Source organism: Phycisphaerae bacterium, assembly GCA_019636475.1.
Classification (GTDB): domain Bacteria; phylum Planctomycetota; class Phycisphaerae; order UBA1845; family UTPLA1; genus JADJRI01.
The window spans coordinates 722,355-736,383 of the sequence record JAHBXN010000001.1 but is presented as its reverse complement, the minus strand read 5'-3'; the positions used below and the strand labels follow the sequence as shown (position 1 = coordinate 736,383).

Sequence of the window (14,029 nt, the reverse complement as noted above, 5' to 3'; positions counted from 1 at the left end):
ATGGCTTTCAGTGCCTTTCATTAGCCCTGCGCCTACGACACTCGGAGCGAGACGCTCCTGCAGTTCGGCAAGGGCTCTACGCGGCTGCTGAAGCTATCGAGTCAGCCGTTCGGCATGGTGCAGCGGACGTGGAGCGCGGGTTTCACTTGACGATGGCTGCCGCAGCGTTTCATATCGGCGGTTACACCGCCCGCGCGTTCAGTCTATTCGCGGGAGATTTGGCACAGCTAAATCTCGCGTCCTATGAACGATCGCTCGTACATCTAATGCGACGTGACGTTGCATCGCTTCGTCAACGTAGCTCCTCCTGGCTAAACGCGGTTGACAACTCCGACGCCGGAATTGCACAACGACTTCAGGAGCACGAAGCGTTCACTGTCGATGATGCACTGGCGATCGCACTGACGCGCACGTTTCACAAGGCTACGGGGGCCTTTGAAGCGGCACTCATGGTTGGCGACCTTCGTCTCTTGCAAACGGCTGCTGGCCTTATCGAGCGAGGGCTAGCTGAAGCGGCGGAAGCCTGCCACGTACCGCTCTGGTGGTCCTTCTTCGTCGCGAAGCACCTTTTTGATGATCTGTGGCACCATTCACTTCATGTAGTCGTGCCGGTTGACGGTGGGCCTGACGATTGGCCGGTGTTACGAAGCAGGTTCATTCAGCTTATGAGTGCTCGTCCGATTGCCGAAATCGACCTATGGCCGTCGCAGCTAGACGCCGCGAGTCGCGTGATCGATACCGCTGACGATCTCGTCGTGGCGCTTCCTACTAGTGCTGGTAAGACCCGAATCGCTGAACTTTGCATTCTCAGGACTCTCGCAAACAACCAGCGCGTTGTTTATGTTACCCCGCTTCGCGCGTTGTCAGCACAAGTCGAAAGTGGCTTAGCTCGGACATTTTGTCCGCTTGGGTTTTCCGTTTCATCGGTGTATGGGGCCAGCGGAGTGGCGGTTGCTGATCTTGACACTCTCAAATCCGGGAAGGTCGTCGTCGCCACGCCGGAAAAGCTCGACTTTGCGATTCGGCAGGAACCGACGATTATTAACGATGTAGGCCTAATAGTGCTCGACGAAGGCCATATGATTGGCTTGAGCGAGCGTGAGATTCGCTATGAAATGTTGGTTCAACGGTTGCTCCGCCGAAGCGACGCCGCCCAACGACGGCTCGTGTGCCTATCCGCAGTATTCGCAGATGGTGATGCCTTCGACGATTTTACAACGTGGATTCGTGCCGATGCGCCGGGAGCAGCGGTGCGGTCTACGTGGCGTCCGACACGACAGCGTCCGGGCACTCTGCAATGGCATAGTTCTGGGGGTAGGCTTGAGCTAAGCGTAGAGGGCGAAACTCCGTTTGTGCCACGCTTCGTCGAACCGGAGCAACCGAAGGGGCGAAGGAAACGATCCTTTCCAGCGGAAGTGCAAGAGCTCATTGTTGCCGCCACGACCGCCTTCCTCAAACGCGGCCAATCGGTGCTCGTATACTGCCCGATTAAGTCCTCGGTCGAGGCGACCGCACAGGCGTTCCTGAAAGCCCACGAACAAGGGTATTTCACGACGGCGTTGTCAGCCGGGCATACATCGCTGATCGCAGATGCGCTACGCGTCGGCCACGAATGGCTTGGTGCGACTCACCCGGCCGTGCGTAGTCTTTCTCTCGGGATCGCTGTCCATCACGGTTCCTTACCAAGACCATTCTTGAGCGAAGTTGAAACGCTTCTAAAGCAGAAAGTCCTCAGTGTGTGCATTTCATCCCCGACGCTGGCTCAGGGACTAGATTTGTGCTTTAGCGTATTGATATTCCGTTCACTGTGGCGCAACCGTTCACTTATCCCCGCCAAAGAATTTGCGAACGTGATTGGCCGTGTCGGGCGCGCCTTTGTCGATTTGGACGGCATTTACGTTTTGCCGATTCTGGAGGGTGCGGCGAATAAGGCGCGTCAGCGAGCGCGAGAGTTCTTATCCCTCATTGAAGCCGCGGGGCAGCGACAATTAGAGAGCGGAGTGCGGTTGCTTATCGAGTTGATAGTGCGCGTGCTGCGGGAGAGGCTCAGCCTGACTGACGACACATTGGTTGAATATGTCCTTAACCAGCAGAGCTCGTGGACTGTATCGGCAACTGGTTCCGAAGATACCTATCCCACGGGGCTTGCGCTTGCGCTTAATGAGCTGGATACAGCAATTCTGGGGATTGTTGACGCTCTTGAAATGCCGATCGACCAACTAGGCAATTACGTAGACCAGTGCCTTCAGAGTTCCTATTGGCAACGCCGTCTCCGTCGCACTGATCCGGCTCTCAAACGGATCCATGAAGCGGTTATTCGCGGGCGCGCGCAGTGGCTGTGGTCTAGAACCGATATCAATCGACGCCGCGGGTTCTTTGCTGCCGGAGTGGGATTTGAAGCGGGAAAGGCCATCGACGATCACGCCAGCGCGTTGGCCTCGCTTCTGCAATCCGCCGAGGAGGCATTTGGAGAGGACAACGTCGAGCAAGGACTTCAGGCCATTATTGCTATTGCTAAGGTACTGTTTGAAATCAAGCCATTTGCTCCTGAGGAGCTCGTTACCAACTGGGAGCAGTGCCTGTCTCATTGGATCACGGGGGCACCAATGAGCGAATATCATGACCCGGACGCAATGGGCTTCATTCAGAATGACGTTGTCTATCGCCTCGTGTGGGGAGTTGAGGCGGCACGCGTCCACCTTCATCACATTACGGGCTCCGACGAGGTTCCGGGCGGTATGTTGGCCTTGTTCTTAACGTATGGAGTTCCCGATCGTCAGGCCGCCCTGTTCTTGCAGGCGGGTCTGAACTCACGCCGTTTGGCGTACCAAGCCGCTAGAAAAACAGGGCAAGTATTTTCCGATCTCACGGACCTCGGAATGTGGATCGCGACTATTCGTAGCGGTGAGATCGCTGACCTTGATTGGAGTGATGCAGCAGACCTAGCTGCGTGGACAGCGTTCGTGCGTCGATTTGAGCATCACGAGCATGCGTGGTGGCAACAGATCGACGAATCAGTGCAAGTGACGTGGAGGACAACTACATTGGCTCCCGGGTCCGTAGTGCGCCTCGTGCGTACGCCTGAGTCAGGGGGCGCGAGTGTGCTTGACGCGTCTTTCATGCGAGTCGGAGATGCAACGTATCCGGTGAGCGTTCATAGTGATCATTGTTTTGGAACGGTAAGTCACGATTCGCAGGCTGTGGACGTGTCGATGTATGGGCTTTCAAGACCGCCACCTTGGATCTCCGACTGAGACACGAATGTCCGCACAATTCGCCTCCTAAGCCTCAACGCCGAAAGCGGCACTTGCTCGAATCCCGCCTCCCGCCGCACCCGATTCACCGCTCGCAGGATGTTAAGAAGCTGCCGCCTCACGGGAGCATACGGCTCGAAGGGCACCCGCTGGAACTCGGCCATCAGTCGCTGCGCCGACCGATGGACCGCAAGGCCCACCAGATAGCCCTTGAGCCTCAAATACTCGTCCGGGGCGATTCGCACCGAGACATGGAACCGCCGGTCCACGCCGCGACGATAGGAGATGGAGTACCCGGCGAAACGAATCGGCCGCCGCCGCACATCGGCGATGTTCGGCTCCGCCTCAAAGAACTCGTGGCGTCCCTTCGTGGCGATAAGCACGAAGAAACGACCGCATCGAACGTACTGCACGCTGGCCACCCCTTCGGCCTTCCACCGAGAGCAGCTCTGCCAGCTCGACATCCGCCCTTTTCGCCAGGTCTTCCACCGACAATCCATGCGAGCGTCTCGCAAATTCGATCAGCCGACCAAAGACACGCGGCGACTCCGAAGGCGCGCCACCTTCGAACATTCCGACGTCGGCCGCCAGGCCGCCCACGGCGACCGATTCGCAGCGATCCTCAGCATCCGCCATCCGCCGCAACCACTCGCGGCTCGGACGGCCGTCATGTTTCATATTTGTGGTCACGTCGCACCTCCATCATCCAGAAACTTCTGGGCTCGCCCGCGCGAGAACTCGAAGTACAAAAGGTTTTGCTTTTTCGGATCGCGGCCAACGGCCGTCATCCCGCACACCTTCTCGTAATACGTGTCCGCTTGCGGCAGGGCGTGGAGGCCCACTCGTCCGTGAAAACCCTCGTCAAAGCTCTGCTTAACAGCCTCCCTGAACAGGATTGAGCCAACGCCTTTGTACCGTCTTTCCAGCCCAAGCGGCTGTACGCGCCAGTTCCACGGAGCGGCCTCCAGGTAATCGATGTAAACCAGCGGCTTGCCCTTGTCTTCCGCGAGCCGTGCGAAGTGCGAGGCCGTTTTTGTGAGCATCACGCCTTCCCACGAGTTCGCGCACACGATGCCGAACCCAGTCGCCTGAAGGAACCGAAGCTCCGGCGCCTTCTTGCTCCAGTCTGCTTGCTCGCCTGCGTCACCGTTCGACCCTGCGCGATCAGCACATCCGCCTCACGCAGCTTGTGCGCGAGAGAATTTTGAAACCGGTTCTAATCTGGGAGTCTGATGCCGCTGTGTCAATTTGCGCTGTGATCCACTCCGCAAGAAAGTCGGCAGTCGATTGAAGTGATTTGCGCCGTTCATTCCGGATTCGCAGGTCGGATATGAAGGCAACAGGCTTGACGACAGTCATTTGCGTCGCTCGAGGTAAGCACCCCCTCCTCGCGACTGACGCTGTCGTGCGTTTGGTCCCGAAATTGCAGCTAAATGCCGACGGGTACATTCGAAATCAACGGAACATGCTTCTCACGAATCTTACGGCTGTAGGAGCGTAATTCGTATGCCGTGTAATCAGCGATTCTTCTGCACGAGCCTCGTGATATCCGTGTTCATTGCGATGTCGTTTGCTCGGAACCGTCTATCGAATTCATACAAAGATTGGAGGTGAACATGAGATTGATCTATTTATCCGGTAGTTCGTAGGTCATGGATGAAACCTGTGTCACTGGAGGATGAATCGAACTGAGCGGGCCATGGCGGACGCCGATTGTGCCCTACTCATTAAGGAGCTGAACCATGTTACCCAGAGCTTTGAAGCTGGCCTGCGCTGCACTGGCCTGCAGCGCGCTGCTCGCAGTCCAGGCGGGCTGCGAATGTGGAAGAACCAAGGCGTGTGTCTCGACGGTCAAGACTGTCAGTACTCCCTGTGAAACGCCGTGCGGCCCATCCGAAAGACCCGCAATGGCGTCCTCGGACCTGCCCTCAACGGCATCGCCGGGTGAGTGCTTCGCCAAGGTTTTCATCCCGCCGAGGACCAAGACCGTCTCGGAACGCGTCTGCATTAAAGAGGCGTCCCAACGCCTCGAAGTCATTCCAGCACAGTATGAGTGGGTCGAGGAACGCGTCCTCGTGAAGGCCGCATCCTGTGAACTGGAGGTCGTCCCCGAGCAGTATGCAACTCGCGACTGCGTGATTGAAGTCGATCCGGGACATGTCGATTGGCACCATCAAACCGGCGACGCCTGCCACACATCTACCAACGAGTCGGTCGGAGATGTGTTCTGCCTGGTGAAGAGCCCACCCGTCAAGAAGACGGTGCAGATTGAGTACACTTCTAAGCCTGCGACTGTGCGTGAGATTCCGATTCCTGCGGAATACACCACGGTGCGGCGCCAGGTTGTGAAGACGCCCGCCAGCACGCGGCGAGTCACGATCCCGGCGGAGTACACCAACGTCGAAAAGACCATCGTCTGCGAAGGCGGCCGAATGGAATGGCGGAAGGTGATTTGCGAGACCAACGCAACCGCCGCCAAGATCAACGAAGTGAAGAGTGCGCTGATTGCCAAGGGCTACAAAGCCGGTCCGATGAACGGACTTCTCACGGAACAGGACTGGGTTGCGATAAAGGACTTCCAGACCAAGAACCGACTTGGCGTGGGCGCCCTCACCTATGAGACTCTCAAGCAACTCGGCGTCGTCGTGCAGTAGCCGAATTCTTGTTTCCTGACAGGCGCTCGAAACACGCGCGCCTCTGTCATGAAGCCCGCTCGACTCCCGGGGCGAAGGTGCCAATGCCTCCGCTCTGGGAGCAGGGGCCGACATTCAGTCCGTTTGCTCGTTTCGCCGCGAACGGCCTCAGTGCATTCGTGGCGTTTCGGCGAATGGCGTCATTGCACGGATGCGTCGGAAATCAGCCTGTCCCGGAAGGCATGCCCGCATCCGTGGAACTGCGATCAGTTGAGTCGGCGAAGGCACAGTACAGGAGACAGGAGGGCTTTCATGACCAGTTCAATCAAGCTTCTGCTTTCTGCGGCGGTCATCTTGTCAATGTACGGGTGCACCAGCCGGGACCACGTCCGCGAGACCGAAACCAACGCCCCGGCAGACGAGGTCCATGGAAAGGATCATGTTGCCGTCGGTACGTCCAATCGACTCCGTTCGCCGGAGGTGTCGCATGTCTCCGATCGGCACGACGTTCGCCATGACATCTCGCTTGAAGAGATTCGACTGCACGTCCAGGACATGTCGGCCGTTTTGATCGATGCACGCAGCCCCGAAGACTTTGCCAAAGGGCACGTCCGCGGCGCCATCAATTTTCCGGCTGGTCGCATGGACGAATATCTGCCGGAAGTGTCGCGGAATGTTCCACCGGAACAACTCGTCATCATCTACTGTTCCGGCGCCTCCTGCGAATCCGGCGACATGGTGTACGAGTACCTCAAACAGCTTGGCTACCGAAATATGCGTGTGTACAAGCCCGGTTGGCAGCTTCTCGCGTCAGCGAAAGATCTGCAATAGCAGAGCGCAGCCGGGGTGCCGGCGGGCGAAGAGGCCGCGTCCCAGGTTGCTCGAAGGCCGACAGAAAGCGAAGTTGATGGCGATGCGTTCGGGGCCTCCGCCGCGGACGTTGACATGGAGGTGCCATTCTGTTGCCGCGTGTCACATCACCGTGAAATACACCGATGCCGCATAGTCGAACATCTCCGGTGTCAGTGACATGTCTCTGCCTGTGTACAAACACCGGTTCTTCACCTGGAGCATGAGGTCGCGCGGCTGGCAGCAGCGGAATGGGCGGCCGGTCTTCTTGTAGTAGGTGTCCACGAGGTAGTCAATCGCGGACCTTGCTTCGTCATCGATCTTGAATCCCAGCCCCGGCGCGACGAATTCATACAACTGTCGATATTGCGATTCGGTCGGGTCCGGCACGTTGATCTTGTACGGAATACGCCGGAGAAAGGCGTCGTCGCATAGATCTTTCGGTTCCAGGTTGGTCGAAAAGATAATCAACTGGTCAAACGGCACCTGAAGCTTCTTTCCGTTCGGCATCGTGAGAAAGTCGAAGCGCTTCTCCAGCGGAACGATCCACCGATTCAGCAACTCGACCGGCCGCATGCGCTGACGGCCGAAGTCGTCGATGACGAGCGTTCCGCAGTTCGACTTCAACTGCACGGGCGCCTCGCAGACCTTGCTCGTCTCGTTGTATTGGATTTCGAGCGTCTCCATGGTCAGTTCGCCGCCGACAATGATCGTCGGGCGCGCGATCCGCACCCAGCGATCGTCGATCTTGTCTTTCTTGAAGATCGTCTCGCTTCGTTGTTCCACAACCGTGTGGTTGGCTGCATCGAATAGTTTGATGATGAACCCGTCGCAGATCAGACACTTCGGAATGTAGATGCTGTCCCCGAAACAGCGCGTAATGCGCTCTGCAATGCTCGTCTTGCCGTTTCCGGGATAGCCATAAAGAAACATACCTCGCCCGCTGTTGATCGCCGGACCGAGGATCTCAAACATCTCATGGCTGACCAGCAGATCGGAGAATGCCCGATTGAGGTCATCTTGTTTCGGGTGACATTTCGTGATGGTCTGGGCGCGCATCGCCGCGATGTACTGATCGACCGGCACCGGTGCAGGCCCGACGTACATCGATTCCTGCATGTACCGACGCGCCCGGTCCATGCCGGCGTCCGTGAGTCGATAGGTGAAGTCGCCCATCGCGGCCGCGCCGACGTGAACGACGATCTGCTGGTGTTTTAGTTGAGCCAGGTACTCAATAATGGGCTCTCCCGGCAGACACAGCTCCTTCGCGATCATTCCACCAGTCGCGGAGCCGACGCCTGAGAGATACTTCAGGATCAGGCCCTCGACCACCCCCGTATCCACGCCCGCATCGGCGAATGACTTCACCGGCTTCGGGTACCACTGCGCCGAAACCGTTGAGGACGAGGTCGCCGCGGAGTCCGCGCTCGCAGCGGTCGGCGTCGGTGGTTGCTCAATGGTAGCGCCTGGGTTCATCGTCGATGCCACACTGAATGGCTTGGGCGGAGACTTCGTGGTCATTTCGCACTCCTTGGGGTGGTGCGGGCTCTGCGCGGCCTCACTCTATTATGGAAAACGACCGGCCGCGGCAGGTCCTGAGGTGCCGCCACCGGGCGTCCCGGAACTCTCAACGCGGGGACGCGGGCCCGTGCCATTCGATCGGGTCGACAGCGTGCTGGCTTGATGCGACATTCATCGGGTCCGGGAAAATGAGTCGGGCTCGCTCTCAAGGCGTGCGGCAGGCAGATTCAGATCGGCGCGACGCGCTCGCATATCGCCTTGCCCGATTCTGCGACGGCAGGTCAAATAGGTCGTATAACACGCACTGGACCGATCACGACTTAAGGGAGAAAAGCATGAAATTCGCCGTCCGACGGAGCGTCGCGCTCCTGTTCGCCTCGTCCGCCTTCCTGTTTCTGTCGGCTGCCTTTGGAGCTGACGACTCGCCGCCAGCCGTTCCATCGGCCGGCGGTCCCGGCATCATCGACTGGAAGGATGCTCACAAGTTCATCGACGAGGAGGTTGTCGTTCAGGGCTGGATCGTCCAGGCGCGGAGTATCGGACAGATCACATTCCTGAATTTCGATCGCGAGCGCACCGTGACGGCCATCGTTCGCCAGAGGAACTACAAAAATTTTTCCAAACCGCCCGAAGAGATGTACGCGGGCAAATTTGTTCGAATTCTCGGCACGGTGACCGAATACCGCGGCAAGCCGCAGATTGAAGTGACGCAGCCCGGACAGGTCACGGTCTTCGAGAAGGAAGAGCCGATCCCGGCCGATCGCGTGGCGGTGCCGCGACCTCCAGTTAAGAAGCGCGAGTTCACCGGCAGTGTGCGAATCGCGTGCTACAACGTGGAAAATCTCTTTGACGCCCACGACGATCCATACACCAAGGACGAATCCACCGACCCGAAATCCGAGGCCCAGCTCTCGAAGCTGGCCGCCACGATCCGGGCACTTGATGCGGACGTCATCGCGCTGGAAGAGGTGGAGCATCGCGGTGTCCTCGAAGCGTTCGTGAAGCGATACATCGGCGACCTCGGGTATCGCAATGTCGTGTTGATCGAGGGGAACGATGCCCGTGGGATCGACTGCGCACTCATCACATGGTTGCCGGTGGGGCCGGTGACCTCGCATCGGCATGTGGAGTTCAGCGATGGTTCAGGCGGGAAAATGACCTTCCGGCGCGACCTGCTTCAGGTCCGGTTGGAGCCTCCAGCCGCCCCGAGCTTCGATGTGTTTGTTGTACATCTCAAATGTTGTGGCGGGGACGACGACATCCGCATTCGAAACGCTGAGGCCGTGGCCGTCCGAAAGATCCTGGACGATCAGTTGAAGAGCGATCCGGGTTCGCGATTCGTTATCTGCGGCGATTTCAATGATCGCTGGGATAGCCAGACGATCAAGCTTATTCGCGGCAGCGGGGAGGGCATGCTCAAAGACTTTCTATCGGATTTGCCGGAAGGGGCTTTGACCTACAACAAGCCGCCACATTTGAGCATGATCGACTTCATTCTGGCGTCGCCTGCGATGGCCAGGCATTATGTGGCCAAGTCATATCGAATCATCGATGGCGAAACGGCAAAGGCTGCGTCGGATCATTACCCGGTTCGGGCAGACTTCAATTTGAAGGGTAGATCGGGAGACGAGTGAGATTTAGTCCGCTTGGTACTAACAGGTTCCTAACGAATGGCGTTCCTGGTTGGCAGGCGCAATCGAGACATCAATCCGGGGTCGAGAAATCGTGAAGCGCCTCGCGAAGTTGTTCCGATAAAACTATTTGCCTGAAAAGGACTTGTGTGCTGGATAGGAGTCAACTTCGAGAAGATTGTGAAAAAAGGGACGAACTAACGGGTCTGATAACGCTTGCCCGGAATTCAGAGGATGCATGTAACTTTATGCATCGCCGATGCCTGCGCGAGGCAGCCAACGCAACGGTCAGGGTGATGGCGGCAAAGGGCTTTGTCCGTAAAGTCTGTTGACCACTGGGGAAGCGACGATTTCGAACCGAAAAAATATGAAATCTTCCGAGCGAAAGATGTTGACACCGAAAAGCACGGCTTATTAAACTTCCGCCCTTGAATCAAGGGTCTTCGGCTTGATCGTCTTCGCCCGCGAGGGTGTTGCGATAGTGAGGTCTCGGTGGTTAGATACGGCAGGTTCCCGGCCGTTCGAGTTTCCGAGATTCTCTTGAAAACCCGAGTTTGAGTACTGGGAACGAATTTGTGAGGCGCTTGAATGAACGTGTTTGACTTTGCATTGGCGGCTCTGATCGGATTCATCGATCTCAATCCGTTGCTCGATCTGGTTTTCACGCCGCTTTCGTGGCTGTTGGTATTCTGGAGATAATGCCTGTGTAGGCAGTAGACGGAAAACGTCTATAGCGAGTGGTAACAGTTGTCCCATTTTTTTAAGGAAGGAAACTCATGAACATTGTTGACTTTGCTTTGGCGGCTTTGATCGGTTTCATCGATCTCAACCCCCTGCTCGACCTCGTCTTCACCCCGCTCAGCTGGATCCTCTTGTTCTTCTTCAACTGAGAACGGAACGATGGGCGAGCGGATTATTATTCGCTCGCCCTTGAGGCAGCTCAGCCGAAAGGCTGTCGGGGTTGGAGGCATCGACAGACCGGTGTTGCGGTGACGTAGGGTCCTTCGCGATTCGGATCGTTGCCGTGGTGTCGGGGTCGGTGATTCTGACCAAAGACGAAAGGTGAACGCCGTTGTGTGTTCACCACTGCTACTGCTAGCAGTCGCAGGACCTGAGTGTGACACACGCTCGGGTCCTGTTCCATTTTTACGGGCGATTGCACCGCGGAAAACTCCAACCGCGAGCGGGTTGAAACGGCGCAGGGGTCGTCGGCGGCCGCTTTGTGTATAATGCTCCGCGAGGCGTGAGGCTGAAGGGTAAGTGGTGGATCAGCCGCAACGAGCGACTGGCCGCCCGGACCGGTGTGCAGACGATTTTCTCCGAGGTAATCTGACCGAATGGCAAAGGTTGAAATTCCGGAAGGGCTTTGGCTCCGATGCCAGGGCTGCAGCAAGATGGTATTCAAGAAGGTGCTCGAGGAGAACCTCCGCGTCTGCCCCGAGTGCGGCCATCATTACCGCGTCGACGCTCGAACGCGGGTCGAGCAGCTCAGCGATCCGGGGACATTTGAGGAATTCAACGAAAACCTGGTGTCGACCGATCCGCTTGCATGGAAGGACAGCCGTCCGTACGCAGATCGCCAGATCGAAGCGCGCGAAAAGACGGGCCTTGTCGAAGCGGTGCTCACCGGCAAGGCGTACATCAAGGGGCGGCCCGTCATCCTGGCCGTCATGGATCCGTTCTTCATCATGGGTTCTATGGGCTCAGTCGTCGGCGAAAAGATCACAGCGGCGATCGAGCGGGCGACGGACGAAGGCCTGCCGGTCGTTGTCGTGACTTGTTCCGGCGGCGCGAGAATGCAGGAAGGGCTGGTCAGTCTTTTTCAGATGGCTAAGACTTCCGCGGCAATCGCGCGGCACGATTCAGCCAGAGGCCTCTACATCACTATCCTGACCGATCCCACCACCGCTGGAGTGGCAGCCAGCTTCGCTTCGCTCGGTGACGTGGCCATTGCGGAGCCCAAATCAATGATCGGTTTTGCCGGGCCGCGCGTGATCTGGAACACGGTCAAGACCGAATTGCCCGAAGGCTTCCAGACCGCCGAGTTCATGCTCGAACACGGATTTATCGACCGCATCGTTCCCCGCGCCAATCTCCGAAGCGAGATAGCGAGAGTGATCGACTACTGCGGGAAGTAGGCCGAACGGTTGCAAGCATCACACAAGCGAGTCTGCCGGGTTCCCGATTCATGTTCCTGAATCTGATTTATGTGGTGGTCGGCCTTGTCGTGCTGGTGGCCGGCGGTGAGTTGCTGGTACGCGGCGCCGCTTCGATGGCGCGATCATTCGGTGTCTCCGCGCTGGTCGTCGGGCTGACGATCGTCGCCGGCGGCACGTCCGCTCCCGAACTGGTGGTCAGCGTGATGGCGGCGTCGCGCGGAAACGCGGCGATTTGTGCCGGAAATGTGGTCGGCAGCAACATATTCAACGTACTGCTCATCATCGGCGTCTCCTCAATGATCAAGCCGATGACGATTCACGCTTCCATCGTCCGCCGCGAGGCGCCGATCATGCTGGGCATCACGATGCTGCTGGCAGTCTTGGGATTCACCGGTCAGGTCGGTCGACTCGGAGCCGGGTGCCTTCTCGTCGTGTTCGTGGCATATAACGTGTTCGCTGTCTGGATGGCCCGACGCGAGACGGCCATCCTCGAACCAGAGTATGCCGCGCTTTCGGAAGTGATCGTCGTTCGATCGACCGGCATGAATGTCTTGTTCGTTCTGGCAGGTCTGCTCGGTCTGGCAGGCGGCTCCGAACTTTTTCTGAGGGGCGCGATTGAAATCGCTCGGTCCTTCGGGATCAGTGAGTTGATTATCGGCCTCACGCTTGTTGCAGTTGGCACAAGCCTTCCTGAATTGGTCACGTCCGTCGTCGCCGCCTTGCGGGGTCAGAGCGACATTGCGATCGGGAACGTGATCGGAAGCAATGTTTTTAATATCTCGGGCATATTGGGTGTGAGCGGCATGATCCAGCCGATTCCGCTGGATTCCGAATTGCTTTGGATTCACCTGCCGATCATGGTCGGCACCAGCGCGCTACTTTGGCTGCTCATCGCCACACGAAGTACGCTGAGCCGGCGCGAAGGTGTACTGCTTTTCGCGGGTTTCCTTGGCTATCTCGGGTGGTTGATGTTCCGACCGGCGGCCTGAATCGCGCGGATTCCTCCACGGCCTGCCGATTCCCGATTGAAACACGATCACGATTCGAAGATCGCTTCCGCAGTCGCAACCTGCTTCGGCATCTCCTTGAGAATCTTCTGAATCATCGGCTCGGTCAGGCCGAGTCGCTGGGTTACTTCCAGCCCAATCGGCTCATCCTCAAACATCATGCAGAATCCCAACTGCAACCTGCACGTTAATACGTCTGCGGCGCGAACGGCCAGCGCCAGGGTTGGATCGCTTGCTGTAATAGATGCCGGACTATGATGCCATCCAATCGCGGTGCACACCGAATCGGGGAAACGCCACTTTTTCGAGACAGCCCATCCGAATTGTTGGTGGTCGGCGCCAATCAGTTCTCTCTCGATTGCTATGAATTCGCCCCCATCTCGTTTGAACTGTGTGATCGCGGCAGCGACTTCGGCAGGCCGCGCCTGTCGCTCAATCAGAAAGCCGATATCCGCAATGAGTCCCGCGAGAAAACCCTCATCGGCACCAGGCTTGTTCAGGTGTTCATATATGAGCTTGGTGGCGACAGCCATTCCAATTGAGTGTCGCCAGACATCCTTTCCGCTGCAACCTTCCGCTCCGTCCTCGGCGCTGAACAGGTTCATCATGGATGTCGCGATGGCGATGTTCTTCACCGCAGACTGGCCAAGCAGGACGATCGCCCGATCGATATTCCCGATCGAGGTTGGCAGTCCGTATAGCGCGGAGTTGACCACCTTGAGGATCTTGGTGGACAACGCCGGATCATTGCTTATGACTTTGTGAAGATCCTTCATCCGCGATTGCGGATTCTCTACGATGTCGATGATCTTCACCGTCACCTCCGGCATCGTTCCGATGTCCGGAGATTCCGACAGCACGGACTCGATGAACCCGTTTGAATTGGGTTCGAGCGTCAGCGGCATGCTCGTTGGCCTTTCAATGCGGGAGCGCGACGTTGAGTCTCGCTCCAATCCTCCCCTTGTGATCTCTCGG

The 14,029-nt window shown here is 57.7% G+C and carries 10 protein-coding genes; 6 read left to right on the top strand and 4 right to left on the bottom strand.

What is annotated here, in order from left to right; genetic code table 11:
• The first annotated feature begins 152 nt into the window (after nt 1-152).
• A complete protein-coding gene (locus tag KF841_02840; protein MBX3394285.1) occupies nt 153-3,254 on the top strand; it encodes a DEAD/DEAH box helicase in 3,102 nt (1,033 codons plus the stop codon).
• On the opposite strand, the gene KF841_02835 is transcribed toward KF841_02840, so the two are convergent.
• Both KF841_02835 and KF841_02830 read right to left on the bottom strand, forming a co-directional pair.
• Nucleotides 3,185-3,754, bottom strand: coding sequence for a hypothetical protein (locus KF841_02835; GenBank protein MBX3394284.1), 570 nt, complete (start codon nt 3,752-3,754; stop codon nt 3,185-3,187). The genes KF841_02840 and KF841_02835 overlap by 70 nt on opposite strands.
• A 186-nt stretch (nt 3,755-3,940) precedes the next feature.
• Nucleotides 3,941-4,297 (bottom strand): hypothetical protein, encoded by a 357-nt coding sequence (locus KF841_02830; protein MBX3394283.1) that lies wholly within the window; start codon nt 4,295-4,297, stop codon nt 3,941-3,943.
• A gap of 699 nt (nt 4,298-4,996) precedes the next feature.
• Here KF841_02830 and KF841_02825 point away from each other — a divergent pair.
• On the top strand, nt 4,997-5,908 hold the full coding sequence (locus KF841_02825) for a hypothetical protein (protein ID MBX3394282.1): 912 nt from the start codon (nt 4,997-4,999) through the stop codon (nt 5,906-5,908).
• A gap of 291 nt (nt 5,909-6,199) precedes the next feature.
• Nucleotides 6,200-6,718, top strand: a complete 519-nt coding sequence (locus tag KF841_02820; GenBank protein ID MBX3394281.1) for a rhodanese-like domain-containing protein — start codon at nt 6,200-6,202, stop codon at nt 6,716-6,718.
• A 141-nt stretch (nt 6,719-6,859) separates the two neighbouring features.
• Here KF841_02820 and KF841_02815 read toward each other — a convergent pair whose 3' ends face one another.
• Entirely contained in the window at nt 6,860-8,257 is a 1,398-nt protein-coding gene (locus tag KF841_02815; protein ID MBX3394280.1) for an AAA family ATPase, read from the bottom strand.
• Between the two features lie 335 nt (nt 8,258-8,592).
• On the opposite strand from KF841_02815, the gene KF841_02810 reads away from it, so the two are divergent.
• The 3 genes from KF841_02810 (at nt 8,593) to KF841_02800 (ending at nt 13,036) form a co-directional block, all read left to right on the top strand.
• Complete coding sequence (locus KF841_02810) at nt 8,593-9,891, top strand: endonuclease/exonuclease/phosphatase family protein (GenBank protein ID MBX3394279.1); 1,299 nt, start codon at nt 8,593-8,595, stop codon at nt 9,889-9,891.
• Between the two features lie 1,334 nt (nt 9,892-11,225).
• Complete coding sequence (gene accD / locus KF841_02805) at nt 11,226-12,026, top strand: acetyl-CoA carboxylase, carboxyltransferase subunit beta (GenBank protein MBX3394278.1); 801 nt, start codon at nt 11,226-11,228, stop codon at nt 12,024-12,026.
• Between the two features lie 50 nt (nt 12,027-12,076).
• Nucleotides 12,077-13,036, top strand: a complete 960-nt coding sequence (locus KF841_02800; GenBank protein ID MBX3394277.1) for a calcium/sodium antiporter — start codon at nt 12,077-12,079, stop codon at nt 13,034-13,036.
• A 47-nt stretch (nt 13,037-13,083) separates the two neighbouring features.
• Here KF841_02800 and KF841_02795 read toward each other — a convergent pair whose 3' ends face one another.
• Nucleotides 13,084-13,959: an HDOD domain-containing protein gene (locus KF841_02795; protein MBX3394276.1), complete on the bottom strand. Its 876-nt coding sequence runs from the start codon at nt 13,957-13,959 to the stop codon at nt 13,084-13,086.
• Between the last annotated feature and the right edge of the window lie 70 nt (nt 13,960-14,029).

What these genes read in the sequence shown, in the direction of transcription:
- KF841_02800 (MBX3394277.1), top strand. Translation starts at nt 12,077, where the DNA reads ATGTTCCTGAATCTGATTTATGTGGTGGTCGGCCTTGTCGTGCTGGTG.
- KF841_02830 (MBX3394283.1), bottom strand. Translation starts at nt 4,297, where the DNA reads ATGCTCACAAAAACGGCCTCGCACTTCGCACGGCTCGCGGAAGACAAG.
- KF841_02795 (MBX3394276.1), bottom strand. Translation starts at nt 13,959, where the DNA reads ATGCCGCTGACGCTCGAACCCAATTCAAACGGGTTCATCGAGTCCGTG.
- KF841_02810 (MBX3394279.1), top strand. Translation starts at nt 8,593, where the DNA reads ATGAAATTCGCCGTCCGACGGAGCGTCGCGCTCCTGTTCGCCTCGTCC.
- KF841_02815 (MBX3394280.1), bottom strand. Translation starts at nt 8,257, where the DNA reads ATGACCACGAAGTCTCCGCCCAAGCCATTCAGTGTGGCATCGACGATG.
- accD (MBX3394278.1), top strand. Translation starts at nt 11,226, where the DNA reads ATGGCAAAGGTTGAAATTCCGGAAGGGCTTTGGCTCCGATGCCAGGGC.
- KF841_02820 (MBX3394281.1), top strand. Translation starts at nt 6,200, where the DNA reads ATGACCAGTTCAATCAAGCTTCTGCTTTCTGCGGCGGTCATCTTGTCA.
- KF841_02840 (MBX3394285.1), top strand. Translation starts at nt 153, where the DNA reads ATGGCTGCCGCAGCGTTTCATATCGGCGGTTACACCGCCCGCGCGTTC.
- KF841_02835 (MBX3394284.1), bottom strand. Translation starts at nt 3,754, where the DNA reads ATGGATTGTCGGTGGAAGACCTGGCGAAAAGGGCGGATGTCGAGCTGG.
- KF841_02825 (MBX3394282.1), top strand. Translation starts at nt 4,997, where the DNA reads ATGTTACCCAGAGCTTTGAAGCTGGCCTGCGCTGCACTGGCCTGCAGC.